This is a genomic window from Albidovulum marisflavi (assembly GCF_025751435.1).
Lineage (GTDB): Bacteria > Pseudomonadota > Alphaproteobacteria > Rhodobacterales > Rhodobacteraceae > Albidovulum > Albidovulum marisflavi.
In genome coordinates this window covers 417723-441800 of sequence record NZ_JAOWKY010000002.1, presented here as the reverse complement: position 1 = coordinate 441800, position 24078 = coordinate 417723, and the positions used below count along the sequence as shown (strand labels likewise).

Genomic DNA, 24078 nt, shown 5'->3' with positions numbered 1-24078 from the left:
GCGTTCATCCCGACGCTTGGACGGCGGCGTCAACAGCCGACCCTGATATCAGAGAGCCCCATGTCCCCATTCGAAACGCCTCCGCCCGCGCTAGATCCCGTCACGCTTGCCGAACTGGCGCGCCGCCATTGGGGGCTGCAGGGCACGATCCACTCCCTGATTTCAGAGCGTGATCAGAACGCGCGTCTTGATGCACCGGGGGGGCGGTACGTGCTGAAGGTGTCGAACGCGGGCGAAGACGCCGGTCAGATCGCGCTTCAGGCGGCGGTTCTGAAGCATCTTGAGGATCAGGGGCTTGCAGGCATTCCGCGCCTTGTTCCGACCCTTGCTGGAGAGGACGGGGCAGAGGTCGAAACCGGCCACGGGCCCGGAAGTGCAAGGATCGTGACCTGGGTCGACGGGCCGCTTCTTTCGTCCGCGCCAAGAACGCTTGCGCAGCTCGAAAGCCTGGGCCGCTTCATGGGGCGGCTGAGCCGCGCGATGCAGGGTTTCGGCCATCCCGCCGCGTTCCGCGATGAGTTCCTGTGGTCTCTCGACAACGCGGCTGGGATCGCCTCATGGGCGAGCGATATCGACAGCCCTGATCGGCGCGCGCTGGTCGAGGCTTTGTTTGATCGGTACCGCCGCCGCGTCGCGCCGCGGCTGGCTGGTTTGCGCGTGTCGGTCCTGCATCAGGACGCGAACGACAACAACGTCATCGTCGAGGCCGCGAACGCCAATGCGGTCGCGGGTCTGATCGACTTCGGCGACATGGCGCACGGGCGCACGATCAACGAACTGGCGATCACGATGGCCTATGCGTTGCTGGATGCGCCTGATCTTTACGCGGCGATGCGGTCGCTCATTTCGGGATATGTCGCGGCCTTTCCGATCACCGAAGACGAGGCAGAGGTGCTCTACGACCTCATGCGGATGCGCCTGGTGATGAGCGTGTGCATATCCTCGCGCCGCGCGAAGGAGAATGCGAACAACGCCTACCTGACGATCAGCCAACGGCCCGCCTTTGCCCTTCTGGAGCGGCTCGACGGCATCGATCCCGAGTTCATGGTGGCGCTTTGCCGCAAGGCCGCGGGCTTTGACGCGACGCGTGGGGCGGTTTCGGTTCGCGATTTCCTGGCGCAGGCAGGAGTTGCGCCGGTGGTTTCACCCGATCCGCAACGCGCGGCACGGGTGGCGCTGCTGACGGACGGCACGCATCCCGACATGCCCGCCTTTTTCGATCGTGCCTTCGACGCCTGGTTTTCGGCGCAGCGTCCGGCGGGACTGCCCGCCAACGTCGCCTTTTACGGTTTTGGCCCTTACGGAGAAAATCGGTCGGTCTACACCGCAAGCCACTTCGCCGACGCGGCCAGCCCGGAACGGCGAACGCGGCACACCGGGATCGACATCTTCGCCGCGAAGGGCACGCCGGTCAACGCACCGCTGGCCGGCAAGGTCACCAATGTCACCTACAACGCCGATCCGCTGGACTATGGGCACACGCTGATCCTTGAACACGAAACAAGCCAGGGCGTTCGCTTCTGGACGCTCTACGGTCATCTTGCCAGCACCTTGCCCACGATTGTCCAGCCGGGGCAACGGGTGGAAGCCGGCCAGCTGGTCGGCCATTTCGGCGACTGGCACGAAAACGGCGGCTGGTCGCCGCACCTGCATTTCCAGGTCATGTCCGACATGCTGGCGCAGGATCAAGGGAATTTCTTCGGCGTCGGCCATGACAGCCTTTGGGATCTGTGGTCCGACATCTGCATCGACCCCAACCTGATCCTGAGGCTGGCACCCGAAAGTTTCCGCGCCGATCCGCACCCCCCTGCCGAGCTTCTGGAGCGTCGGGCAAAGGCGATCGGCCCCTCGTTGTCGATCTCTTACGCCGAAAAGCTGAAGATCGTCAGGGGGCAGGGTCCCTGGCTTGTCGATCACACTGGACGGCGATTCCTGGACGCGGTGAACAACATCACCCACGTGGGCCACTGCCACCCCCATGTCGTCGCCGCGATCGCGCGGCAGGCGGGGATCCTGAACACCAACACGCGCTATCTGAGCGAACTGATGCTCGATTTCTCCGAACGGCTGACGGCGAAGCTGCCCGGAGATCTGAAGGTCGCCTATTTCGTGAACTCGGGAACCGAGGCGAACGAACTGGCCCTGCGCATAGCGCGCACTGCGATCGGCAAGAAATCGACCGTGGTGCTGGACTGGGCCTATCATGGCAATTCGGGGGGGATGGTCGACGTCAGCCCCTACAAGTTCAAGCGCAGGGGCGGCTATCCTCAGCCTGACTTCGTCGAGATCGCATCCTTCCCCGATCCCTACCGCGGCCCGCACAAGGGTAGGTCCGAGGCGGCGGGACGCGCCTATGCCAATGACGTCGCACGCTGCCTCGAACGGGTTCGCAGCAAGACTGGCAGCGCCGCTGCGGCCTTCATCGCCGAAAGCATATCCGGCGTCGGCGGGCAGGTGGGCTATCCCGACGGCTACCTCAGGGCCGCCTACGAACATGTCCGTGCCGCCGGCGGGGTCTGCATCGCGGACGAGGTGCAGTGCGGCTTCGGTCGCGTCGGCGCGGCCTTCTGGGGGTTCGAGTTGCAGGGCGTGGTCCCCGACGTCGTGGTGATGGGCAAGCCCATCGGCAACGGCCATCCGCTGGGCGCCGTCGTCACCACGCCTGACCTTGCGGCGAAGTTCGCCAACGGAATGGAATACTTCAACTCCTTCGGCGGGAACCCGGTGTCGATGGCCGTCGGCATGGCCGTACTGGATGTGATCGAGGGCGAGGGCTTGCAGGAGCGCGCACTGGAAACCGGCAGGTATATGCTGGACCGCTTTCACGATCTGGCAAAGCGCTGGCCTCTGATCGGCGATGTCCGGGGCTGGGGGCTTTTTTCGGGGGTCGAGCTGGTTCGGGACAGGCAGACGCTTGAGCCGGCCACGGACGAGGCGGGCTGGATCGTCAACCACATCCGACGGCAGGGTGTCCTTGCCTCGACCGACGGACCGTTTGACAACGTCTTGAAGTTCAAGCCGCCCATGGTTTTCGGAAGGGCGGAGGCCGACATCCTGTGCGACGCGCTCGAAGCCGCCTTTGCCGGGTTGGCCGCGATCGCGCCGGGCGCCTAGCGGGGCAGGTCGACCCGCGTTTCCGACAGCAAGGCGTGGCTTTGCGCGTCGAAGATCAGGATGCGGTCGTCGTCAGTCACGACCGCGTACCAGCCGCGTCCGAATGTGATCGCCTCGGGCGTTGCGTCATCGGGCAGATTCACCGCCTCGGGCAGGACCGGGGCCGGACGGTCGAGCGCCTGCAGGCGGATGACAAGCAGCGTGATGATCGTTATGAGGCCAAGGATCATCGTCCCGGCAAGCACCGTGACCAACCGCTTGAGAAATCTGAGATCGGCGGGGCTGACACCCGGCCCGGCCTCTGGAGCATCGTTCATGTCTGACCTTTCGGACCGCATCCTGAGCGTGACGATCGGGGAAAACCCGCCCGACCGCCTTGATAAGGCGCTGGCCCGCGATGTGCCAGAGGAAGCGGCGCTTTCGCGTTCGCGTCTTGCGAAGCTGTTGGCAGAAGGCGCGGTGCGGCGTGATGGCGCCTTGGTCGACAATCCCAAGGCCCGCGTGGCAGAGGGCGAAGTCTATGAGATTGTCCTTGGCCCGGCCGAAACCGTCGAAACGCGGGCGCAGGACATTCCGCTGGATGTCGTGTGGGAAGACGACGACCTGATCGTCATTGAAAAACCCGCGGGCATGGTCGTTCATCCCGCACCGGGTTCGCACGATGGCACGCTGGTGAACGCCCTGTTGCATCACTGCGCAAACACGTTGTCAGGGATCGGCGGCGAACGCCGGCCGGGCATCGTGCACCGCATCGACAAGGACACGACGGGTCTGCTGGTCGTCGCGAAATCCGATCGAGCGCACCACGGCCTCGCCCGGCAGTTCGAGAAGCACACCGTCAACCGGCGCTACCTTGCCATCGCCTACGGGGTGCCCGACGCCAACGACCCCAGGCTGCATGGCGTTAAGGGAACGAATTTTGAGCCGGGCGGCATCCTCAAGATCACGACCCAGCTGGCCCGGCACAAGACCGACCGCCAGCGTCAGGCGGTGCTGTTTCAGGGAGGGCGGCATGCGGTCACGCGTGTGAGGGTGCTTGAAATCCTTGGCGAACCGCCCGCTGCGGCCCTGGTCGAATGTTGGCTGGAAACCGGTCGCACGCACCAGATCCGCGTACACATGGCGCATGCGGGGCACGGGCTTGTCGGCGACCAGACCTACGGGGGGCGGCGGAAGCTTTCGGCCAAGGCGGTGGGCGACGCTGCCTCTCAAGCCGCGGCGGCCTTTCCGCGCCAAGCGCTACATGCGGCGACCCTGGGGTTTTCCCATCCGGTCACCGGCGAGTGGCTGGAATTCGAAAGCCCCCTTCCCGACGACATGGCCGCGCTGCTGTCCGCGTTGAGGCTGCGCGCCTGACAACCGCGTGATCTGAGTGACACAAACCTCGTAACGCGACGGCTGAATGTTCATCTGCAGTTAAAATAATGGTGTTAGTCACCGCCACTGCGGGTGGCTTCGCCTTGAACAAATCCCGGACCAGCCTTAATTTCGCGGGTCCGTAGGAAGAAACGGGGTCAGAATGACGAGTTATGCAAACCTTCCCGCGCCAAGCCCTGAACAGGGGCTGAACCGCTATCTTCAGGAGATCCGCAAGTTCCCCCTTCTGGAACCGGAAGAGGAATACATGCTTGCGAAACGCTGGGCCGACCACGAGGACACCGAGGCCGCGCACAAGATGGTCACGTCGCACCTTCGTCTCGCGGCGAAGATCGCCATGGGCTACCGGGGCTACGGCCTGCCCCAGGCCGAGGTCATCTCGGAGGCGAATGTGGGCCTGATGCAGGCGGTCAAGCGGTTCGACCCCGAAAAGGGCTTCCGGCTTGCAACTTATGCCATGTGGTGGATCAGGGCCTCGATCCAGGAGTACATCCTGCGGTCCTGGAGCCTTGTGAAGCTGGGCACGACTTCGGCCCAGAAGAAGCTGTTTTTCAATCTTCGCAAGGCCAAGTCCAAGATCGGCGCGCTGGAAGAGGGCGACCTTCGTCCCGAAAATGTCGCGCAGATCGCCAAGGACCTGAACGTGACCGAGGACGAAGTCATCGACATGAACCGGCGCCTGTCGGGGTCGGACGCCTCGCTCAACGCGCAGATCGGGGCCGAGGACGGTGGCAGCCAATGGCAGGATTGGCTTGAGGACGAGGACGCCGACCAAGCCGGAGCCTACGCCGAGGCCGAAGAGCTTGAGGCCCGCCGCGCACTTCTGGAGCGCGCGATGGACACGCTCAACGACCGGGAGCGCGACATCCTGATCGAGCGTCGGCTCCGGGACGATCCGATGACGCTCGAGGAGCTTTCGTCACGTTACGACGTCAGCCGTGAGCGCATCCGCCAGATCGAGGTGCGCGCGTTCGAAAAGATCCAGGCGCGCATGCAGCAGCTGGCCAAGGAACGGGGAATGCTGTCCGCAAGCTAGGACTTTCCGATCGCAAACCGAAGCGGCCGCACACCTGTGCGGCCGTTTTTCGTTTTGCGATCAGGTAAGGCGAATGCCCGCCGTTCCCCGCGCTTGGGGATTAGTTTTTCTGGTCTTTCACGCCGCGCTTCGCTACTGTTCAAGACAGACCCGGCAAACGGGCGTTCAGAGGCAGTGACGGCGGTATCCCATGACTGAAATGGTCTTCGGCTCCGTTCCCGCGCGCGCGGGTGAGCCCATCCTTCCACGTTGGTGGCGCACGATCGATCGCTGGGCGCTTGGCGCCGTCATAGCGCTTTTCGGCCTTGGCCTTCTTCTGGGGCTCGCGGCTTCGGTTCCGCTGGCCGAAAAGAACGGGCTTGATCCGTTCTACTACGTGTCGCGCCAGGCGGTCTTCGGCGCGGCCGCGATCGTGGCGATGACCATAACCTCGATGATGTCGCCCGACATGGTCCGACGCCTGGGCGTCCTGGGGTTTCTTGGCGCCTTCGTCGCGCTGACGCTGCTACCGATCCTCGGCACCGATTTCGGCAAGGGCGCGGTGCGCTGGTATTCGCTGGGCTTCGCCTCGTTCCAGCCGTCCGAGTTCCTCAAACCCGGCTACATTGTCCTGACGGCCTGGCTGATGGCTGCCGCGCAGGAAATCAACGGCCCGCCGGGCAGGCTCTATTCCTTCGTGCTGACGCTGGTCATCGTGCTTTTCCTGGCGTTTCAGCCAGATTTCGGACAAGCCTGCCTCGTGCTTTTTGCCTGGGGGGTCATGTATTTCGTGGGCGGCGCGCCCTTCCTGCTGTTGACCGTCCTCGCGGGCATGGTCGTTGCGGGCGGGTTGACCGCCTACAACGCGTCCGAACACTTCGCGCGCCGGATCGATGGCTTTCTGTCGTCTGAAATCGACCCGCGCACCCAGATCGGCTATGCCACGAACGCGATCCAGGAGGGCGGGATCTTCGGCGTCGGCGTGGGCGAGGGGACCGTGAAGTGGTCTCTGCCGGACGCGCATACCGATTTCATCATCGCCGTGGCGGCAGAGGAATACGGCCTGATCATGGTGCTGATCATCATCGCGCTCTATGCCTTCGTCACGGTGCGCTCGCTGTTCCGCCTGATGCGCGAACGCGACCCGTTCATCCGGCTGGCGGGCACGGGCCTGGCCTGCGCCTTCGGAGTGCAGGCACTGATCAACATGGGCGTGGCTGTCCGGCTTTTGCCGGCCAAGGGCATGACGCTTCCCTTCGTGAGCTACGGCGGGTCCTCGGTGATCGCCAGCGGCATTGCGGTTGGAATGCTGCTGGCGTTCACGCGCACGCGTCCGCAAGGGCGGATCAGCGACTTCATCGGCAGGCGGGGGCGCTGATGGCGCGGCTTCTGCTGATCGCCGCCGGGGGGACCGGCGGGCACATGTTTCCCGCGCAGGCGCTTGCCGAGGCGATGCTGGCGCAGGGTTGGCGCGTCAGGCTGTCCACGGACGAACGCGGCGCGCGCTACATCGGCGGGTTCCCAAAGGCGGTCGAGATCGAGACCGTCGCCTCGGCCACCTTCGCCCGGGGCGGGGTGCTGGCGAAACTCGTGGCGCCCTTCAGGATCGCAGGCGGGGTCATGTCGGCGATCATGCGTCTGCACGGGGACCGGCCCTCGGCGGTGGTGGGGTTTGGAGGTTATCCGACCATTCCCGCGCTGGCGGCAGCCACGATCCTGCGCCTGCCGCGCATGATCCATGAACAGAATGGCGTCCTGGGCCGCGTGAACCGGGTCTTTTCCCGGCGCGTCGACAGGATCGCCTGCGGCACCTGGCCCACGGACCTGCCCGAGGGCGCGCAGGCAACCCACACCGGAAACCCCGTGCGGGCTGCGGTGCTAGAGCGCGCTGGCGCACCCTATATCCCGCCGGGTGACTATCCGATGAGCGTGCTTGTCATCGGCGGCAGCCAGGGCGCGCGCATCCTGTCCGACGTGGTGCCTGCTGCCCTTGGGGGGCTTCCCGAAGCCTTGCGCAGACATTTGCGCGTTGCCCACCAGGCCCGTCCCGAAGACGCGGACCGCGTCACCGAAGCCTATGGCAAGGCCGGGATATCGGCCGAAGTCCAGCCTTTCTTCGCGGATGTTCCCAGACGCCTGTCAGAGGCGCAACTGGTCATTTCGCGGTCGGGCGCATCGTCGGTTGCCGATATCTCGGTCATCGGGCGCCCCTCCATCCTCATCCCCTTCGCCGCGGCTTCGGGCGACCACCAGACCGCGAACGCCCATGGGCTGGCCGCGGCCGATGCGGCTGTCCTGATCCCGGAATCGAAGCTTGACGCCGCGACGCTTTGCAGTCATGTCGCCGCCATCCTCGAAAACCCCGGTGCTGCGGTGAAGATGGCCCACGCGGCCCTTGCCTATGGCATCCCGGACGCGACCGGGCGGCTTGCCGCCATGGTCGAAGCTCTGGCAGCGAAAGAAAAGACATGAACGCAGCGGCGACGAAACTTCCCGGAGAGCTTGGCCCCATCCACTTCGTCGGCATCGGCGGCATCGGCATGTCCGGTATCGCCGAGGTCCTGATGACCCTGGGCTACCGCGTCCAGGGTTCGGACGCCAAGTCCTCCAAGATCACGGACCGGCTGGTGAAGCTGGGAGCGACCTTCTTCGAGGGTCAGAAGGAGGAAAACGTCAGCGACGCGGCTGTTGTCGTCATCTCATCCGCCATCAAGCGCGGCAATCCCGAGCTTGAGGAAGCGCGCCGTCGCGGGCTGCCGGTCGTGCGCCGGGCCGAGATGCTGGCCGAACTCATGCGCCTGAAATCGAACGTGGCGATAGCCGGGACGCACGGCAAGACCACGACCACGACCATGGTTGCGACTTTGCTGGACAAGGGGGGGCTTGACCCGACCGTGATCAATGGCGGGATCATCCACGCCTATGGGTCCAACGCGCGCGCGGGCGCAGGCGAATGGATGGTGGTTGAGGCCGATGAAAGCGACGGCAGCTTCAACCGCCTGCCAGCGACCATCGCCATCGTCACCAACATCGACCCCGAACACATGGAGCACTGGGGCACGATCGAGAACCTGCGCAAGGGATTTTACGATTTCGTGTCGAACATTCCCTTCTACGGGCTGGCCGTCTGCTGCACCGACCACCCCGAGGTCCAGGCGCTTGTCGGCCGCATCACGGATCGCCGATTTGTCACCTTCGGCTTCAATGCCCAGGCCGACGTGCGGGCGGTGAACCTGACGTACGAAGATGGCGTCGCCCATTTCGACGTGGCGCTTCAGGGCGAGGGCGAGGGGGCGGTGATCGAAGGCTGCACCCTGCCGATGCCGGGCGACCACAACGTGTCGAACGCTTTGGCGGCGATCGCGGTCGCACGTCACCTTGGCATGAAGAAGGATGAGATCCGCGCCGCACTGGCCGCCTTTGGTGGCGTGAACCGCCGCTTCACCAGGGTGGGCGAGGTGCACGGCGTCACCATAATCGACGACTACGGCCACCATCCGGTCGAGATCGCGGCGGTGCTGAAGGCCGCGCGCCAGGCCACCAAGGGCCGGGTGATCGCCGTTCACCAGCCCCACCGCTATTCGCGCCTTTCGAACCTGTTCGAGGATTTCTGCACCTGCTTCAACGAGGCAGACGTTGTCGCCATCGCCGAGGTCTATGCCGCGGGCGAGGACCCGATCCCCGGCGCCTCGCGCGATGACCTGGTGGCCGGGCTCATCGCCCACGGCCACCGCCATGCCCGCGCGATCATCGACGAAAGCGACCTGGAGCGACTGGTGCGCGAGCAGGGCCGTCCCGGCGACATGGTGGTCTGCCTTGGCGCGGGCACCATAAGCACCTGGGCAAATGCGCTGCCCGACCGTCTCAAGGGCTGAGGCGATCGCGATGGCCGCGACGGATGATGGTGTCTGCGCGGCGGCCGCAAGGGTGGCGGCGTGACGTTGCAGATCCTCATCTGCGCTTGGGTGATCATGGCCACCCTGACCGCCTTCCTGCCCATGCGGCGGCAAGTCGTGCCAGGGGTGTTCCTGCTGCTTGCAGCGCCGGTGCTGATCGTCCTGGCAACGCTCGACTATGGCGTATGGGCAGGCATTGCCGCCACGGTGGGGTTCGTCTCGATGTTCAGGCGGCCGCTCTTCTTTCTTGCGCGAAGGGCTTTGACGCGGGTGCGCGGCTGATGCTGGCGATCGGGGCCGCCGCCGCGTGGTTCGTCGTTGCGACGACGGTCGCGTTCACGCCCACGCGCGACCACCACTGGCGCGCGGCCTACGTGTTGATCGCGCTTGGCATTCCGATCCTCGTTGCGGTCTTCTGGCAAAGCGGACCCTGGGCCGGAATGGCCGTGCTGGCGGGTGCGATGTCGATTCTGCGCTGGCCGGTCATATACCTGTTCCGATGGCTTCGCAGGCTTGCAAGCGGGCGCTGAAAGCCGCGATTCCGGCGACTTGACCGCTGCGAACCGGGAAAAATCGGACAGAGTCCAAGATTGCAATTGACTCGCGCTTGGGGCGAACGCAGCCTTCTGGAAAACCACAGACGTTTCGGAAGGGGATGCACGATGTTCAGGAACATATTCGGGGCCTTGGCTGTGACGGTTGCGGCCAGCGGTACGGCGCTTGCGGGCGGTATGGCCGAACCCATCATGGAACAGGAACCGGTGATCGAGCAGGCCAGCTCTTCCAACGCCGGCATCGTCGTTCCATTGCTGCTTCTGCTGCTGATCGCAGCGGCTGCGTCCTCGGGTGGCGGCAGCACGCCTTCCCCGGGTTGATCCATCCGATTTGAAATTTCTCACCTCGGCAAGGGCGCCGGGGTTTTTAGCCATGGAGAGTTTTATGAAGTCCAAGATCATTGCCTGCGCCACCGCTCTGGCGATCATGTCAGGTCCGGCGCTTGCCGGGGGCATGGCCGAGCCAATCATGGAACAGGAACCGGTGATCGAACAGGCCAGTTCGTCCAGCGCCGGTATCGTGGTTCCGCTTCTGCTTCTGCTGCTGATTGCGGCGGCTGCGTCTTCGGGCAGCGGCGGCGCGACGGGCAGGTAGTCCGTCGGACCTCAAACCGGCCTTGTGCGGCGCGGCATGATCTGATTTGAGAAAGGGGCCGGCTATCGGCCCCCTTCACTTTTCCGACGGCAGACCATGACCGCCCTTCCCCCAGTTCGCGGCCAGCTTACACCCAACCGGCCCTTGGCAGATCTGACCTGGCTGCGCGTAGGCGGCCCCGCGGACTGGCTGTTCCAGCCCGCGGACGAAGAGGATCTGTCCACGTTCCTGGCCGCGCTCGATCCGTCGATTCCAGTCTTTCCGATGGGTGTCGGGTCCAACCTGATCGTGCGCGATGGCGGTCTTCGCGCCGTGGTCGTGCGCTTGGGGCGCGGGTTCAACACGATCAGTGTCGAGGGCAATCGCGTCACCGCGGGCGCTGCGGCGCTGGATGCGCATGTCGCGCGGCGCGCGGCAGAAGCGGGCGTGGACCTGACATTTCTGAGGACGATCCCCGGCGCTGTCGGGGGGGCGGTGCGAATGAACGCGGGCTGCTACGGGTCTTACGTCGCCGACCATTTCGTTTCCGCCACCGCGATACGCCGCGACGGGCGCCGCGTGACGCTGGGCGCCGGGGACCTGTGCTTCCGCTACCGGCAGACCGACCTGCCCGAGGGGTGGGTCATCACGTCGGCGACCTTGCAGGGCGATCTTGCCGATCCCGCAGCACTTGACGCCAGGATGGCCGATCAGATCGCAAGGCGGGATGCGAGCCAACCGACCAAGGAGCGTTCGGCAGGGTCCACGTTCCGCAATCCAGCGGGCTTTTCCTCGACCGGGCTGGCCGACGACACCCACGAACTCAAGGCATGGAAGGTGATCGACGATGCCGGTTTGCGCGGCGCGCGGCTGGGTGGTGCGCAGATGAGCGAAAAGCATTCGAACTTCCTCATCAACACGGGCGGCGCGACCGCGGCGGATCTTGAAGGATTGGGCGAAGAAGTCCGAAAAAGGGTTTTCCAACAAAGCGGTTTGACGCTAGAGTGGGAAATCATGCGCGTCGGTGTAACGGCGGCTGACAAGTAAACGAATTCAGGGCCGAAAATGGTCCGAAAACAGGGGCGACAAGCCCCGGACAGAGGCGGATTTGGCGGGCAGGTCGAGCAGGACAGCCCCCAAGGTTGCGGTGTTGATGGGCGGGCGCTCTGCCGAGCGCGAGGTCTCGCTTGTCAGTGGGCGCGAATGCGCGGCCGCGCTGCGGGAGGCAGGATACGAGGTGGTCGAGGTCGATGCCGGCCCCGACCTTGCCGCACGCCTGTCCGATCTCAGCCCCGACGTCTGTTTCAATGCCCTCCATGGCCGCTGGGGCGAGGATGGCTGCGTTCAGGGCCTGCTGGAATGGCTGGGCCTTGCCTATACCCATTCCGGAGTTCTTGCCTCGGCGCTTGCGATGGACAAGACCCGCGCCAAGGCGGCCTTCGCATCCGCCGGACTGCCCGTCGTCGAAAGCGTTATCGCGCCCAAGTCCCAGGTCATGGCCCGGCATGTGCTGAACACGCCCTATGTCGTCAAGCCCAACGCCGAAGGGTCGTCGGTCGGCGTCTATATCGTTTCCGAAAGTGCCAACACGCCGCCGCGGCTTGGGCCCGAGATGCCGGACGAGGTCATGGTCGAAGCCTACGTTCCGGGCCGCGAGTTGACCTGCACCATCCTTGGCGATCGGGCCTTCTGCGTGACCGAGATCGTGACCGCGGGCTGGTATGACTACCACGCGAAATATGCTCCGGGCGGGTCGCGGCACGTCTGCCCGGCCGATATCCCGACCGAGATCGCCGAGGCCTGCCGCGACTATGCGCTGCGGGCGCATCGGGCGCTGGGGTGCCGCGGTCTGTCGCGGTCCGATTTCCGCTGGGACGATGCGCGCGGTATCAAGGGACTGTTCATCCTGGAAACCAACACCCAGCCCGGCATGACCCCGACCTCGCTCGCGCCGGAACAGGCGGCGGCCGAGGGGATGAGCTTTGCCGAGCTTTGCCGCTGGATCGTGGAGGACGCGTCATGTGGGCGCTGAAGCCGCACGAGAGAGAGCGGTGGCAGGATAATGGGCGCGCAGACCCGGCGCCGTCGCGTCTGGCCTACAGGCTCAACCGGCTTTGGCTGACGCCGCTGGTGCGCAGCGCCACGCGCGTCGGTCTGCCGGCGCTTGTCCTGGCGCTGGCCACGGGGCTTTATCTGAAGGACGACGGCCGCCGGGCGCACCTGGCTTCGGGCTTCGAGCATCTGAAGCGCGACCTACAGGAGCGACCGGAGTTCATGGTGACGCTGATGCGGATCGATGGCGCGTCAGAGGCGGTCGCCGCCGGCATTCGCGCAATGCTGCCGGTCGAGCTTCCGGCATCGTCGTTCCGCATCGACCTGGAAACCTTTCGCGCCACGATCGCCCAGATCGATGCCGTTGCCTCGGTCGATCTGCGCATCAGGCCGGGCGGCGTGCTTCAGGTTGACGTGACGGAGCGGCAGGCGGCCATCCTGTGGCGCACCGCCGCCGGGCGGCTTGAGATGCTGGACGCGCAGGGGCACCGGGTCGCGACCCTGACCGCCCGCGACGCGCGCCCGGACCTTGCCGTAATCGCGGGCGAGGGCGCAGAGGATCACGTCCAGGACGCGCTTGTGCTGATCGCGCACGCGCGGCCGCTTGCGCCGCGGCTGCGCGGGCTAATCCTGGTCGGCGAGCGTCGCTGGGATCTGGTTCTTGATCGTGACCAGCGGATCATGTTGCCCGAAACGGATCCGATCGCGGCGCTGAACCACGTGATCGAACTGGACCGCGCCGAAGACCTGCTTTCGCGCGATGTCGCCGTCATCGACATGCGCAACGACTACCGTCCGACGATCCGGCTGAGCGAAGCCGCGATCGCCAGCCTCAGGGGGCAGACCGTGGATAAGACAAAGGTGAACGGGCAATGACCGATCTGTACCAGTCGCAAAGAGCCATGCGGAACATGCGTCAGGCCGCGATGCAGCGCGGCGTGATCGCGATCCTTGATGTCGGCACGTCGAAGATCGCCTGCCTGGTGCTGAAATTCGACGGGCCCGAACCCGAGCGTGAGGACGGGCTTGGGTCCCTGGCGGGTCAGTCCCAGTTTAGGGTGATCGGTGCCGCGACGACGCGGTCGCGCGGCGTGCGCTTCGGCGAAATTCACACGATGCAGGAAACCGAACGCGCGATCCGGACGGCCGTCCAGGCGGCACAGAAGATGGCGCAGGTGCGGGTCGACCATGTTATCGCCTGTTTTTCAGGTGCGCATCCGCGCAGCTATGGTCTGGCCGGAGAGGTGCAGCTGGCCGAAGGACAGGTCAGTGAGAACGACGTGGCCCGCGTCCTGGCAGCTTGCGATGTGCCCGACTACGGGCAAGGGCGCGAGGTTCTGCACGCCCACCCCGTCAACTTCGCGGTCGATCACCGGACCGGCTTCGGTGATCCGCGCGGGCATGTCGGCAACCGCCTGGCGGTGGACATGCATCTTCTGACAGTCGATACCCCCGCGGTTCAGAACCTGCTTTATTGCATCAAGCGCTGTGATCTTGAAATGGCAGGGCTCGCATCCTCTGCCTATGTTTCCGGTCTTGCGAGCCTCGTCGAGGACGAACAGGAACTTGGCGCCGCCTGCATCGACATGGGCGGTGGCGCGACGGGCGTGTCGATCTTCATCAAGAAACACATGATCTTCGCCGAAAGCGCGCGTCTTGGCGGCGATCATGTCACGTCCGATATCGCAAAGGGGCTGCAGGTGCCGGTGCCCGTGGCCGAACGGATCAAGACGATCCACGGTGGCGTCCATGCCACAGGGATGGATGACCGGGAGATGATCGAGATCGGCGGCGACAGCGGCGACTGGGAAAAGGACCGCCGCAAGATCAGCCGGACCGAGCTGATCGGTATCATGCGGCCAAGGATCGAAGAGATCCTGGAAGAGGTGCGCGCGATCCTTGACGTCGCGGGCTTCGACCACCTGCCCAGCCAGCAGATCGTCCTGACGGGCGGGGCAAGCCAGATCCCCGGCCTGGACGGTCTTGCCGCAAGGATCCTGGGCCACAACGTTCGCCTTGGCCGACCGCTGCGCGTCCAGGGCTTGCCGCAGGCGGCGACCGGGGCTGCGTTTTCTTCCTCGGTGGGGCTGTGCCTGTTCGCGGCGCACCCTCAGGACGAGTGGTGGGACTTCGAGATTCCAGCCGAGCGCTACCCGGCCCGATCGCTTCGGCGGGCCGTCAGGTGGTTCAAGGACAACTGGTAAACGCTACATGCTGACAGCTTGGCGAAATGCCGCCGAAAGCTGTAAGAATGTCTCTATATTTTGTGGTTTCCGGGCGTTTTTTTCGTGACCTCGGTGGCCGTAGTCTATAAAATCACCCCAATTGCGGGGCAAAATGGCCGAAACGGCCGGTAGCACAGGCGGGGACCGATGGCACTGAACCTGACGATGAGCGAGCATGAAGAGCTGAAGCCGCGGATCACGGTATTCGGAGTCGGCGGTGCGGGCGGCAATGCGGTCAACAACATGATCGCCAAGGCGCTTGAGGGCGTCGAATTCGTCGTCGCGAACACCGACGCGCAGGCGCTTCAGCAGTCCAAGGCGAATTCCCGCGTGCAGATGGGCGTGAAGGTCACCGAGGGGCTGGGCGCTGGCGCGCGTCCGGCTGTCGGCGCTGCGGCTGCGGAAGAAACCATCGAGGAAATCGTAGATCACCTTGCCGGCGCGCACATGTGTTTCATCACCGCGGGCATGGGCGGCGGCACCGGCACTGGCGCGGCCCCGATCATCGCGCAGGCTGCGCGCGAGCTTGGCGTTCTGACCGTCGGCGTGGTTACAAAGCCGTTCCAGTTCGAGGGCGCCAAGCGGATGCGCCAGGCGAACGAGGGGATCGAGGCGCTTCAGAAAGTCGTCGATACGCTGATCATCATTCCCAACCAGAACCTGTTCCGCCTGGCCAACGAAAAAACCACGTTCACCGAGGCCTTCGCGATGGCCGATGACGTACTTTACCAGGGCGTGAAGGGCGTGACAGATCTGATGGTTCGCCCCGGTCTCATCAACCTGGACTTCGCCGATGTGCGCTCGGTCATGGATGAGATGGGCAAGGCCATGATGGGCACGGGCGAGGCCAGCGGCGAGGATCGTGCGATCCAGGCTGCCGAAAAGGCGATTGCCAACCCGCTTCTGGACGAAATCAGCCTGCGTGGCGCCAAGGGCGTCCTGATCAACATCACCGGCGGTCCGGACCTGACACTGTTCGAGCTGGACGAGGCCGCAAACCGCATCCGCGAAGAAGTGGATCCCGACGCCAACATCATCGTGGGCTCGACCCTGGACGAGAAGATGGACGGGATGATGCGCGTGTCCGTCGTTGCCACCGGGATCGACGTTGCGACGGCCGAGGCGGAAACCCCTGCGCCGCGCCGCAGCTTGGCCGAGCCCCTGCCGCAGCGCAATCAGGCTGCGGTCGAGGCACCCCGCGCCGCCGAACCCGCGCCAGTCGTGGCCGCCCAGCCCACCCCGGAACCCGTGCGGCCCGAGCCCGCGCCACAGCCAGCAGCGGCGCAGGACCGCACTCTGTTCGACGCGCCCGCGGCATCGGTCGAGGATGATCTTCCTCCGCCGGCTTACCAGCCGCAGCCGACCGCCGCACAGGTCGCGCAGGCCCGCAGTGTTCATGTGGAAGACGACGCGGCGGCCTTCGTTGCGCCACGTCCGCGCGCACCCGGCACCCCTTCTGCCGAAGCGCTGGCTCGTTTGCAGGCTGCGGTGAGCCGCCAGCCCGCGCAGCCGCAACAGCGCCCGGCCCAGCCCCGTGCGGCCCAGTCCGCGCCGCAAGCCGCAGAACGCCCGCGTTTCGGAATAAACACCTTGATCAACCGGATGACCGGGCATTCGTCTGACCATACCGAACGCGCGGCTCCCGCCATGCGCCAACAGCCGCGCCTGAGCACGGCCTATGACGACGAGCAGGAGGTCGATCCTGATCAGGAGCGCATCGAAATTCCGGCATTCCTGCGTCGGCAAGCGAACTAAACCTGTAACATTTCGTTCACTAGGGCCGGAGATATCCGGCCCTTTTTCTTTTTATAACAGCGACTTGCGGGATCTTTTTGTCGCGTCGGCAACGCCTTGCCCAATCGTGAAGGTTTTGTTTCAGTTCGTTGCAAAGAGTGAATTGAGTGTTCAGCGCAGGATGGTTACCTCACCCTTGCCGAAAAGCATGCGGATTTCATTCCCAGCTTTCGGATCAAAGTTTCGGGGGCAGTCTTGCAGACGACCATAAGATCCACAGTGACATTCACCGGCGTCGGCCTTCACTCGGGCCGGCCTGCCCGGATGCGCGTGCATGCTGCGTCGGCCAACTTTGGCGTATGGTTTCGCCGCACCGATGTGATCGGCGCAGACCCCATGGTTCCTGCGATCTGGGATGCCGTCATCCCCGCCCAGCTTTGCACACGCATCGAAAACGCGTCTGGTGTTTCGGTTTCGACGATCGAACACATCATGGCGGCGCTTGCGGGTTGCGGTGTCCATAATGCCCTGATCGAGATCGACGGGCCCGAGGTTCCGATCCTGGACGGGTCCTCGGCGCCGTTCGTGTCGGGCATCCTGGCAAGGGGGCTGCGTTCCTTGGACCAGGACGTTCGCTGCTTTGAGATCCTGAAGCCCGTCGAGGTGCATGGCGGCGACGCCTATGCAAGGCTCGAGCCGGCCGAGACGCTTGAGATCGACTTCCGCATCCAGTTTGAGGACGCGGCGATCGGGCGGCAGGAAAAGCGCATGACGCTCGCCAACGGCGCTTTCGTGCGTGAGTTGTCCGACAGTCGGACCTTCTGCCGTCAGTCTGACGTCGATGCCATGCGCGCCAACGGGCTCGCCTTGGGTGGGACCTACGAAAACGCGGTCGTTGTCGATGGTGACCGTGTTCTCAGCCCCGGTGGCCTGCGCCATCAGGACGAAGCCGTGCGTCACAAGATGCTGGACGCGCTTGGTGATCTGGCCTTGGCAGGCGCACCGATTCTTGGCCGCTACACCGGGAACCGCGCCGGCCATGCGATGACGAACCGCCTATTGCGGGCGCTTTTCGCCGATCCCACGGCGTTCCGTGTCGTGGAGTGTGCCGCCGATCGCCGCGCGCGGCTTCCCGGCGTCGGTGTCAGCCGCGCCGACATCCCTGCCGTCGCCTGACGCTGAAGCGCCAAAGGCGTTTTGCGCAACGGATTTTTCTGTGCTAGGACGTGGCGAACCGGCGCGCCTTTGGGCGCGAACCACCAAGAATTGAAGCGGAATCGGGGTAGCGGCAGATGGCGCGGCGCATTGGAACGGCAAAGGGTGTCGCGAGCCTTGCGCTGGCCTTGTTTCTAGGAGCCTGTGGCAGCAGCGAGGTCAAGGATCAGCCCCTGGACCAGCTTGACGCCGAGTCGATCTTCAGACTGGGCGAGCAGTCGCTTGCGACCGAGAAGAAGGCAGAGAACGCGGTTTATTACTTCGCCGAGGTTGAACGGCTCTACCCCTATTCCGAGATGTCCAAGCGCGCGCTGATCATGCAGGCCTATGGGTATCACAAGGACAAGGACTACGAGAACAGCCGCGCCGCCGCGCAGCGCTATATCGACACCTACCCGGCCGAGGAAGACGCGGCCTATGCCAAGTACCTTCTGGCGCTCAGCTACTACGACCAGATCGACGAGGTTGGCCGCGACCAGGGTCTGACCTTCCAGGCTCTGCAGGCGCTGCGCGCAGTCATCGAGGAATACCCCGATACCGACTACGCTCGATCGGCGATCCTGAAGTTCGACCTTGCGTTCGACCACCTTGCGTCGAAAGAGATGGAGATCGGCCGCTACTACCTGCGTCGCAATCATTTCACCGCCGCGCTCAATCGTTTCCGCGTCGTGGTGGAGCAGTACCAGACCACGACCCACACCGCCGAGGCGCTTTACCGTCTGATCGAGTGCTACCTGTCGCTGGGGCTGACCGAAGAGGCGCAGACCGCCGGCGCGATCCTGGGCCACAACTACCAGTCCACGGTCTGGTACGAGGATGGCTACCGCCTGCTGACCAAGCAGGGTCTGCAGCCCGAGGCGCAGGGCGACAGTTGGCTTGCGATGATCTACCGTCGCGTGGTCAAGGGCGAATGGCTGTGACGATGCGCTGAAGCGCGGCCTTTTGGGGGCAAGGATGCTTCGGTCGCTGGACATTCGTGACATGTTGCTGATCGACCGGCTTGAGTTGGAGTTCAAGCCGGGTCTGAACGTGCTGACCGGTGAAACCGGCGCCGGAAAGTCGATCCTTCTGGATTGCCTGGGCTTCGTCCTGGGCTGGAGAGGTCGGGCGGAACTGGTGCGCGCCGGGGCCGCGCAAGGCGAAGTGACTGCGGTGTTCGACCTGCCCGATGGGCATCCGGCGCGCGCCATTCTTGCCGATGCGGGGATCGGCGCCGATGATGAACTGATCCTTCGCCGGGTGAATGCCGCAGACGGGCGCAAGACGGCCTATGTGAACGATCGCCGCACCACGGGCGAGGTTCTGCGCGCGCTGTCGGACGCGCTGATCGAATTGCATGGACAGCAGGACGATCGCGGGCTCCTGGATCCGCGCGGGCATCGGGCGATGCTGGACGCCTTCGCAGGCGCCGATGCCGCGCCCGTTCGCAGGGCCTGGTCGGCGCTTGGCAAGGCGCGGCAAGTGCTTGCGGAAGCCGAGCAAGGGCTTTCGGCGCTGAAGGCCGAAGAGGACTTCCTGCGTCATGCGGTGTCGGAACTCGACAAGCTTGACCCGCAGGCTGGCGAAGAGGCGGACCTGGACACGCGCAGACGTCAGATGCAGGCAGGCGTCCGCATCCGCGAGGACATCGCGCGGGCGCTGCAGGCCTTGGGCGGCGAAGGCGCCGAGGGCCTGATGGCGGACGCCGCGCGCTGGCTGGATGGAGCAGCGGCCAAGGCCGAAGGTCTGCTGGACGAATCCATCGCGGCCTTGTCCCGCGCGATTACGGAACTGGGCGAGGCGACGCAGGGCGTGGAAGACGCGCTTGACCGGCTCGACTTCGATCCGCGCGAGATGGAGCGCGTTGAAGAGCGGCTTTTCGCGATCCGGGCGCTGGCGCGCAAGCATGGGGTGCTGCCCGATGATCTGGGCGGGTTCGCCGACGGTTTGCGTGGTCGCCTGGCGGCGCTTGATGGCGGGGCGCGCGACATCGCGGGACTGAAAGACGCGGTGGATGCGGCCGGTGCCGCCTATGCGCAGGCCGCTCAGACCTTGGGCGCTGCGCGTCGCAGTGCGGCCGAAGCTCTGGATGCGGCCATCGCGGGCGAACTGGCCCCGCTGAAGATGGAGCGGGCGGTTTTCCGCACCCAGGTCCAGACGGCGGAACCCGGACCTGACGGTACCGAGGCCGTTTCCTTCACTGTCGCCACCAACCCCGGCGCCCCCTCGGGGCCCTTGAACCGGATCGCGTCGGGCGGGGAACTGTCGCGTTTTCTTCTGGCGCTCAAGGTTTGCCTTGCGCGCGGGGGCGAGGCGCTGACCATGATCTTCGACGAGATCGACCGCGGCGTCGGCGGGGCGACGGCCGATGCGGTCGGTCGGCGCCTTGAACGGCTGGCCGAAGGCGCGCAGATCCTGGTCGTGACCCACAGCCCGCAGGTCGCCGCCCGCGCCGCGCATCATTTCCGCGTGCAAAAGCAGGTGTCGGGCGGCATCACCACCTCGACCGTGGTGGCGCTGGCCCGTGACGAACGTGTGGACGAGCTTGCCCGGATGATTTCGGGCGAGACCATCACCGAAGCTGCGCGCGCAGCCGCCCAGGACCTGCTGGCGCAATAGGTCCGCACCTGCGTCATTGCACAGGCCGCGTGCCGCGATCCGCCTTGCCCGAACGTCCACCCGCGCCCATACTGGCCTCCGGAGGGCACGACAATGAAGAAGATCCAGAGCCAGGGCGTCCATCACATCACGCTGAACGGGGCGGACCGCCAGACCTCCATAGACTTCTGGGAAGGTGTTCTGGGCATGCCCTTCGTCTTTGACCAGCCGAACCTGGACAACCCGCGCGAAGGCCATCTGTACTTTGATCCCGGCGACGGGCGGCTGATCACGGTATTCACCAACGAGGACCGCAAGCCCGATCCTACCCGGACGCCCAACGATCCTGGCGCAGTTCATCACCTGGCGTTCAACGTCAGCCGGGCGACCTTCACCCATGCCAAGGACCGGCTCGAAGAGCGCGGCATCAGCGTCTACGGTCCGAAGGACCGCGGTTTCATGGACTCGATCTATTTCCGCGACCCGCTGGGCTTTCTGATCGAACTTGCCTGCTACCGCTTCGAACCGCCCGTTGGATGCACCCATGCCGATGTCATGATCGAGGCGCACAGGCTGCGCGTCGAGCGTGGCGACTACAACATCCACGAGGAACACCTGGCCGACGCGATCGAGCTTCTGGTCGCCCGGCGTCAGCAAAGCCTGTCTTCCGACCGGGCCGCGCGGAATCCGTACTGAGGCGGGGTCGGGCGGGGCGCATGGGGATGCAGGTCAGGACTCCGATCACCCAGGCGCTGCAAGACGGCGTGCTGACACGGCAGGAGCTGAAGCAATTCATGCGGCGATCCGACCTGCCCGCGCTCAGACATCTGGCTGGCTGGATCCTGATGCTTGGCTCGACCACCGCGGCTGTTCATCTGACGATGGGGACGCCTTGGATTTGGCCCGCGATGTTCGTGCACGGGATCGTGGTCGTCCATCATTTCGCGCTGCAGCACGAATGCTGCCACTACACGGTCTTTCGCACGCGATGGCTGAATGATGTTTTCGGAACGCTCTGCGGCCTGATCATCGCGCTTCCCCACCAGTATTTCCGGTATGAGCACTGCGATCATCACACGCACACGCAGCTCAAGGGGCACGACCCGGAACTGATCGAGCTGCCGGGCTCGCTGCGGGCCTATCTCTGGTACATCACGGCGGTTCCCTATTGGCGATCGAATCTGGGCGGTCTGTTCCTGCACGCGTTTGGGCGGATATCCGAGGCAGACCTGGTGTTCCTGCCAAGGGAGGCCCGCGCAACCGTCATATGGGAGGCGCGCGCTTATCTGGCGGTTTACGCCGTCGTGCTTGCCGGGTCCGTCGCCACGGGCAGCACGGCGGCGCATTGGTACTGGCTCCTTCCGTCGCTGCTGGGACAACCCGTCATGCGCGCGATCCGCATGACCGAGCATGTAGGGCGGCCGAACATCGCCGACATGCGGGAAAACACGCGCACGAACCTGACCAACCGGTTTCTAAGGTTCCTGGGTTGGAACATGAACTACCATGCCGAACATCATTATGCCGCTTCGGTTCCCTTCCATGCGCTGCCGCGCCTGCATGCGAAGTTGAACGGCTATGTCCATGTCGAGGCGGGGGGCTATTTCGGTGCGCACCGGGAAATCCTGCGGCAGCTTCGCGGTCGGGTGCCGCGTGCCGATCTGCGCGGCGAGGCTGTCGAATGACCAGCGCGGCGGCCGCGCCGGAACGGGCATGGCGCGACCTGATCGAGGTGTCTCGGCTGGAAAAGGGCGACGTCACCCCGGTTAGTCTGGGCACACGGGATCTTGCCGTCTATGACGGCGCAGGCGGGATCACGGTTTCCCATGCGCGCTGCACGCATGGCGCCGCAAATCTTTGCGACGGCTATTTCGACGGGCGGCGCATCGAGTGCCCTTTGCATCAGGGTCTGTTCGACGCACGATCCGGTGCCGCGCTGGCCAGCCCGGCGCGGCGTCCCCTGCGCATGATCCAGGCGCGCGTGCACGACGGAATGGTTCAGGTGCTGCTTTAGCGGGGCGGGACGTTGCGCGGATTGATCGCCCGGACGGGCCTTATCAAGGGTGAAGGCAGTTTGTGCGAATCGAATGAATGTAAGCAAAATCGGGAAAATGGCATCCGCGCGCGCGAACAGGGGCATGAATGACGGCCAGGCCGATCATTGAAATCCGCAACCTCGGCAAGTTCTACGATGGCTTCGAGGCGCTGAAGGATATCAACCTGACCGTCCTGTCAGGGGAGAAAGTCGTGGTCTGCGGGCCTTCGGGCTCGGGCAAGTCCACGCTGATCCGCTGCATCAACCGGCTTGAGGAACACAGTTCGGGGCGGATGATCGTCGACGGGATCGAACTGACCGAGGAAACCAAGGACATTCGGGCCGTGCGCCGCGAGGTCGGCATGGTGTTCCAGCAGTTCAACCTGTTTCCGCACATGACCGTCCTTGAAAACCTGACCATCGGCCCGATGCGGGTGCGCAAGATCCCCAAGGCCGAGGCAGAGGCGCGGGCGCGCAAGTACCTGGCGCGGGTCCACATCCCCGAACAGGCGGACAAGTATCCCGCGCAGCTTTCCGGTGGCCAGCAACAGCGGGTCGCGATCGCGCGCAGCCTGTGCATGGAGCCCCGGATCATGCTTTTTGACGAGCCGACCTCGGCGCTTGATCCCGAGATGATCAATGAGGTGCTGGATGTCATGGTGGAATTGGCCGGCACCGGCATGACGATGGTCGTCGTCACGCACGAGATGGGGTTCGCGCGCAAGGTCGCCGACCGCATGGTCTTCATGGAACGCGGAGAAATCGTGGAGGTCGCGCCCCCGGACGTGTTCTTCACCGCGCCGAAAAGCGAACGGTGCCGCGCCTTCCTGGACCAGATACTGGAGCACTGAGGGTGGCCGAGGCGAGCATTCCCGGGTCCGACGCACGCAGCAGGCGACTGACTCTGCGCCGGATGTTCGCGTCCCGAATCTTCTCGGTCGCCCTCTACGCCGTCGTCATCTGGCTGATCGTGCGCACCGCTTGGACGGGCGCCGAGGCGATGGGCTACAACTGGCAATGGTACCGCGTTCCGCAGTACCTGCTGCGCCGGACCGACGACGGGTTTGCCCTGGGCGAACTGGCCACGGGGCTGGGCGCGTCGCTGCTGCTGTCTGCGGTCGCGTTCACGCTTGCGCTGATCATCGGGCTTGTCGTGGCGCTGTTGCGGCTTTCCAATCTGGTCGTCGGCAAGGCCGTGGCGCGCGCCTTCCTTGAGATCGTGCGCAATATGCCGCTTCTGGTGCTGCTTTACCTCTTCTACTACGTCGGCGGGCCGATCTTCGGGCTCGACCGCTATGTTGCGTCGGTCCTGTGCCTTGGAGTCTTCCACGGCGCGATCCTGTCCGAGGTCTTCCGCGCCGGCATAAACTCGGTTGGCCGTGGCCAGTGGGAAGCCGCCATGTCCATTGGCATGACGCGGATGCAGTCCTATCGCTACATCATCCTGCCGCAGTCGGTCCGGTTCATGTTGCCGCCGATTACGGGTGAGGCGGTGAACATGATCAAAAGCTCTGCCATCGTTTCAGTCATTGCCGTCGCAGAACTGACCACCGCCGGACGCAACATCATTTCGGACACCTACATGAGCTTCGAGATCTGGTTCACCGTCGCCGTGATCTACCTGGCCGTGACGCTGTGCCTGTCTGTTTTCGTCTCGCATCTCGAACGCCGATTTGCCGTTGAAATCTGAAGAACATTTCCAACACGGAG

The 24078-nt window shown here is 64.8% G+C and carries 24 protein-coding genes; 23 read left to right on the top strand and 1 reads right to left on the bottom strand.

The window, feature by feature from the left end; all coding sequences use genetic code 11:
- Positions 1–60: 60 nt before the first annotated feature.
- A complete protein-coding gene (locus OEW28_RS11010) occupies positions 61–3114 on the top strand; it encodes an aminotransferase class III-fold pyridoxal phosphate-dependent enzyme (protein WP_263734805.1) in 3054 nt (1017 codons plus the stop codon).
- Here the strand turns inward: OEW28_RS11010 and OEW28_RS11005 are convergent.
- Entirely contained in the window at positions 3111–3431 is a 321-nt protein-coding gene (locus tag OEW28_RS11005; protein WP_263734804.1) for a DUF6476 family protein, read from the bottom strand. The genes OEW28_RS11010 and OEW28_RS11005 overlap by 4 nt on opposite strands.
- Between OEW28_RS11005 and OEW28_RS11000 the strand changes: the two genes are divergently transcribed.
- The 22 genes from OEW28_RS11000 to OEW28_RS10895 all read left to right on the top strand — a co-directional run bounded on the left by OEW28_RS11000 (position 3430) and on the right by OEW28_RS10895 (position 24058).
- Positions 3430–4470 carry an RluA family pseudouridine synthase gene (locus tag OEW28_RS11000; protein WP_263734803.1) on the top strand — a complete coding sequence of 347 codons (1041 nt, stop codon included), beginning with the start codon at positions 3430–3432 and terminating at the stop codon, positions 4468–4470. The genes OEW28_RS11005 and OEW28_RS11000 overlap by 2 nt on opposite strands.
- A 163-nt stretch (positions 4471–4633) precedes the next feature.
- Positions 4634–5527 carry an RNA polymerase sigma factor RpoH gene (gene rpoH, locus OEW28_RS10995; RefSeq protein ID WP_263734802.1) on the top strand — a complete coding sequence of 298 codons (894 nt, stop codon included), beginning with the start codon at positions 4634–4636 and terminating at the stop codon, positions 5525–5527.
- Between the two features lie 190 nt (positions 5528–5717).
- Positions 5718–6884, top strand: coding sequence for a peptidoglycan glycosyltransferase FtsW (locus tag OEW28_RS10990; protein WP_263734801.1), 1167 nt, complete (start codon positions 5718–5720; stop codon positions 6882–6884).
- Positions 6884–7978, top strand: coding sequence for a UDP-N-acetylglucosamine--N-acetylmuramyl-(pentapeptide) pyrophosphoryl-undecaprenol N-acetylglucosamine transferase (locus OEW28_RS10985; RefSeq protein WP_263734800.1), 1095 nt, complete (start codon positions 6884–6886; stop codon positions 7976–7978). Before OEW28_RS10990 ends, OEW28_RS10985 begins: the two co-directional genes overlap by 1 nt.
- Positions 7975–9381 (top strand): UDP-N-acetylmuramate--L-alanine ligase, encoded by a 1407-nt coding sequence (murC, locus tag OEW28_RS10980; RefSeq protein WP_263734799.1) that lies wholly within the window; start codon positions 7975–7977, stop codon positions 9379–9381. Before OEW28_RS10985 ends, murC begins: the two co-directional genes overlap by 4 nt.
- Before the next feature lie 60 nt (positions 9382–9441).
- Entirely contained in the window at positions 9442–9684 is a 243-nt protein-coding gene (locus tag OEW28_RS10975; protein WP_263734798.1) for a DUF2484 family protein, read from the top strand.
- A complete protein-coding gene (locus tag OEW28_RS10970; protein WP_318527533.1) occupies positions 9684–9932 on the top strand; it encodes a DUF2484 family protein in 249 nt (82 codons plus the stop codon). Before OEW28_RS10975 ends, OEW28_RS10970 begins: the two co-directional genes overlap by 1 nt.
- 132 nt (positions 9933–10064) lie before the next feature.
- Positions 10065–10277, top strand: a complete 213-nt coding sequence (locus tag OEW28_RS10965; RefSeq protein ID WP_263734797.1) for a hypothetical protein — start codon at positions 10065–10067, stop codon at positions 10275–10277.
- A gap of 64 nt (positions 10278–10341) precedes the next feature.
- Positions 10342–10551 (top strand): hypothetical protein, encoded by a 210-nt coding sequence (locus OEW28_RS10960; RefSeq protein WP_263734796.1) that lies wholly within the window; start codon positions 10342–10344, stop codon positions 10549–10551.
- Between the two features lie 96 nt (positions 10552–10647).
- Positions 10648–11577, top strand: a complete 930-nt coding sequence (gene murB / locus OEW28_RS10955) for a UDP-N-acetylmuramate dehydrogenase (protein ID WP_263734795.1) — start codon at positions 10648–10650, stop codon at positions 11575–11577.
- Positions 11578–11638: 61 nt separating this feature from the next.
- On the top strand, positions 11639–12562 hold the full coding sequence (locus OEW28_RS10950) for a D-alanine--D-alanine ligase (protein WP_263734794.1): 924 nt from the start codon (positions 11639–11641) through the stop codon (positions 12560–12562).
- The gene (locus OEW28_RS10945; protein WP_263734793.1) at positions 12550–13458 is read left to right on the top strand and encodes a cell division protein FtsQ/DivIB; all 909 of its coding nucleotides are present in this window, start codon (positions 12550–12552) and stop codon (positions 13456–13458) included. Before OEW28_RS10950 ends, OEW28_RS10945 begins: the two co-directional genes overlap by 13 nt.
- A complete protein-coding gene (gene ftsA / locus OEW28_RS10940) occupies positions 13455–14786 on the top strand; it encodes a cell division protein FtsA (RefSeq protein WP_263734792.1) in 1332 nt (443 codons plus the stop codon). The genes OEW28_RS10945 and ftsA overlap by 4 nt, the downstream gene beginning before the upstream one ends.
- 168 nt (positions 14787–14954) lie before the next feature.
- On the top strand, positions 14955–16562 hold the full coding sequence (gene ftsZ, locus OEW28_RS10935) for a cell division protein FtsZ (protein ID WP_263734791.1): 1608 nt from the start codon (positions 14955–14957) through the stop codon (positions 16560–16562).
- Between the two features lie 234 nt (positions 16563–16796).
- Entirely contained in the window at positions 16797–17717 is a 921-nt protein-coding gene (gene lpxC / locus OEW28_RS10930) for a UDP-3-O-acyl-N-acetylglucosamine deacetylase (RefSeq protein ID WP_263734790.1), read from the top strand.
- Between the two features lie 116 nt (positions 17718–17833).
- On the top strand, positions 17834–18676 hold the full coding sequence (locus OEW28_RS10925) for an outer membrane protein assembly factor BamD (RefSeq protein WP_263734789.1): 843 nt from the start codon (positions 17834–17836) through the stop codon (positions 18674–18676).
- 34 nt (positions 18677–18710) lie between these two features.
- The gene (gene recN / locus OEW28_RS10920) at positions 18711–20354 is read left to right on the top strand and encodes a DNA repair protein RecN (protein WP_263734788.1); all 1644 of its coding nucleotides are present in this window, start codon (positions 18711–18713) and stop codon (positions 20352–20354) included.
- A 93-nt stretch (positions 20355–20447) separates the two neighbouring features.
- Positions 20448–21029: a VOC family protein gene (locus tag OEW28_RS10915; protein ID WP_263734787.1), complete on the top strand. Its 582-nt coding sequence runs from the start codon at positions 20448–20450 to the stop codon at positions 21027–21029.
- 26 nt (positions 21030–21055) lie between these two features.
- Positions 21056–22018, top strand: coding sequence for a fatty acid desaturase family protein (locus OEW28_RS10910; RefSeq protein WP_263734786.1), 963 nt, complete (start codon positions 21056–21058; stop codon positions 22016–22018).
- On the top strand, positions 22015–22347 hold the full coding sequence (locus tag OEW28_RS10905; RefSeq protein ID WP_263734785.1) for a Rieske 2Fe-2S domain-containing protein: 333 nt from the start codon (positions 22015–22017) through the stop codon (positions 22345–22347). The genes OEW28_RS10910 and OEW28_RS10905 overlap by 4 nt, the downstream gene beginning before the upstream one ends.
- 128 nt (positions 22348–22475) lie before the next feature.
- Complete coding sequence (locus tag OEW28_RS10900; protein WP_318527532.1) at positions 22476–23219, top strand: amino acid ABC transporter ATP-binding protein; 744 nt, start codon at positions 22476–22478, stop codon at positions 23217–23219.
- Positions 23220–23281: 62 nt separating this feature from the next.
- Positions 23282–24058 carry an amino acid ABC transporter permease gene (locus OEW28_RS10895; protein WP_263734784.1) on the top strand — a complete coding sequence of 259 codons (777 nt, stop codon included), beginning with the start codon at positions 23282–23284 and terminating at the stop codon, positions 24056–24058.
- Positions 24059–24078 lie beyond the last annotated feature (20 nt).

What these genes read in the sequence shown, in the direction of transcription:
- OEW28_RS11010 (WP_263734805.1), top strand. Translation starts at nt 61, where the DNA reads ATGTCCCCATTCGAAACGCCTCCGCCCGCGCTAGATCCCGTCACGCTT.
- OEW28_RS11000 (WP_263734803.1), top strand. Translation starts at nt 3,430, where the DNA reads ATGTCTGACCTTTCGGACCGCATCCTGAGCGTGACGATCGGGGAAAAC.
- OEW28_RS11005 (WP_263734804.1), bottom strand. Translation starts at nt 3,431, where the DNA reads ATGAACGATGCTCCAGAGGCCGGGCCGGGTGTCAGCCCCGCCGATCTC.
- rpoH (WP_263734802.1), top strand. Translation starts at nt 4,634, where the DNA reads ATGACGAGTTATGCAAACCTTCCCGCGCCAAGCCCTGAACAGGGGCTG.
- OEW28_RS10990 (WP_263734801.1), top strand. Translation starts at nt 5,718, where the DNA reads ATGACTGAAATGGTCTTCGGCTCCGTTCCCGCGCGCGCGGGTGAGCCC.
- OEW28_RS10985 (WP_263734800.1), top strand. Translation starts at nt 6,884, where the DNA reads ATGGCGCGGCTTCTGCTGATCGCCGCCGGGGGGACCGGCGGGCACATG.
- murC (WP_263734799.1), top strand. Translation starts at nt 7,975, where the DNA reads ATGAACGCAGCGGCGACGAAACTTCCCGGAGAGCTTGGCCCCATCCAC.
- OEW28_RS10970 (WP_318527533.1), top strand. Translation starts at nt 9,684, where the DNA reads ATGCTGGCGATCGGGGCCGCCGCCGCGTGGTTCGTCGTTGCGACGACG.
- OEW28_RS10965 (WP_263734797.1), top strand. Translation starts at nt 10,065, where the DNA reads ATGTTCAGGAACATATTCGGGGCCTTGGCTGTGACGGTTGCGGCCAGC.
- OEW28_RS10960 (WP_263734796.1), top strand. Translation starts at nt 10,342, where the DNA reads ATGAAGTCCAAGATCATTGCCTGCGCCACCGCTCTGGCGATCATGTCA.
- murB (WP_263734795.1), top strand. Translation starts at nt 10,648, where the DNA reads ATGACCGCCCTTCCCCCAGTTCGCGGCCAGCTTACACCCAACCGGCCC.
- OEW28_RS10945 (WP_263734793.1), top strand. Translation starts at nt 12,550, where the DNA reads ATGTGGGCGCTGAAGCCGCACGAGAGAGAGCGGTGGCAGGATAATGGG.
- ftsA (WP_263734792.1), top strand. Translation starts at nt 13,455, where the DNA reads ATGACCGATCTGTACCAGTCGCAAAGAGCCATGCGGAACATGCGTCAG.
- ftsZ (WP_263734791.1), top strand. Translation starts at nt 14,955, where the DNA reads ATGGCACTGAACCTGACGATGAGCGAGCATGAAGAGCTGAAGCCGCGG.
- OEW28_RS10925 (WP_263734789.1), top strand. Translation starts at nt 17,834, where the DNA reads ATGGCGCGGCGCATTGGAACGGCAAAGGGTGTCGCGAGCCTTGCGCTG.
- recN (WP_263734788.1), top strand. Translation starts at nt 18,711, where the DNA reads ATGCTTCGGTCGCTGGACATTCGTGACATGTTGCTGATCGACCGGCTT.
- OEW28_RS10915 (WP_263734787.1), top strand. Translation starts at nt 20,448, where the DNA reads ATGAAGAAGATCCAGAGCCAGGGCGTCCATCACATCACGCTGAACGGG.
- OEW28_RS10910 (WP_263734786.1), top strand. Translation starts at nt 21,056, where the DNA reads ATGCAGGTCAGGACTCCGATCACCCAGGCGCTGCAAGACGGCGTGCTG.
- OEW28_RS10905 (WP_263734785.1), top strand. Translation starts at nt 22,015, where the DNA reads ATGACCAGCGCGGCGGCCGCGCCGGAACGGGCATGGCGCGACCTGATC.
- OEW28_RS10900 (WP_318527532.1), top strand. Translation starts at nt 22,476, where the DNA reads ATGACGGCCAGGCCGATCATTGAAATCCGCAACCTCGGCAAGTTCTAC.
- OEW28_RS10895 (WP_263734784.1), top strand. Translation starts at nt 23,282, where the DNA reads ATGTTCGCGTCCCGAATCTTCTCGGTCGCCCTCTACGCCGTCGTCATC.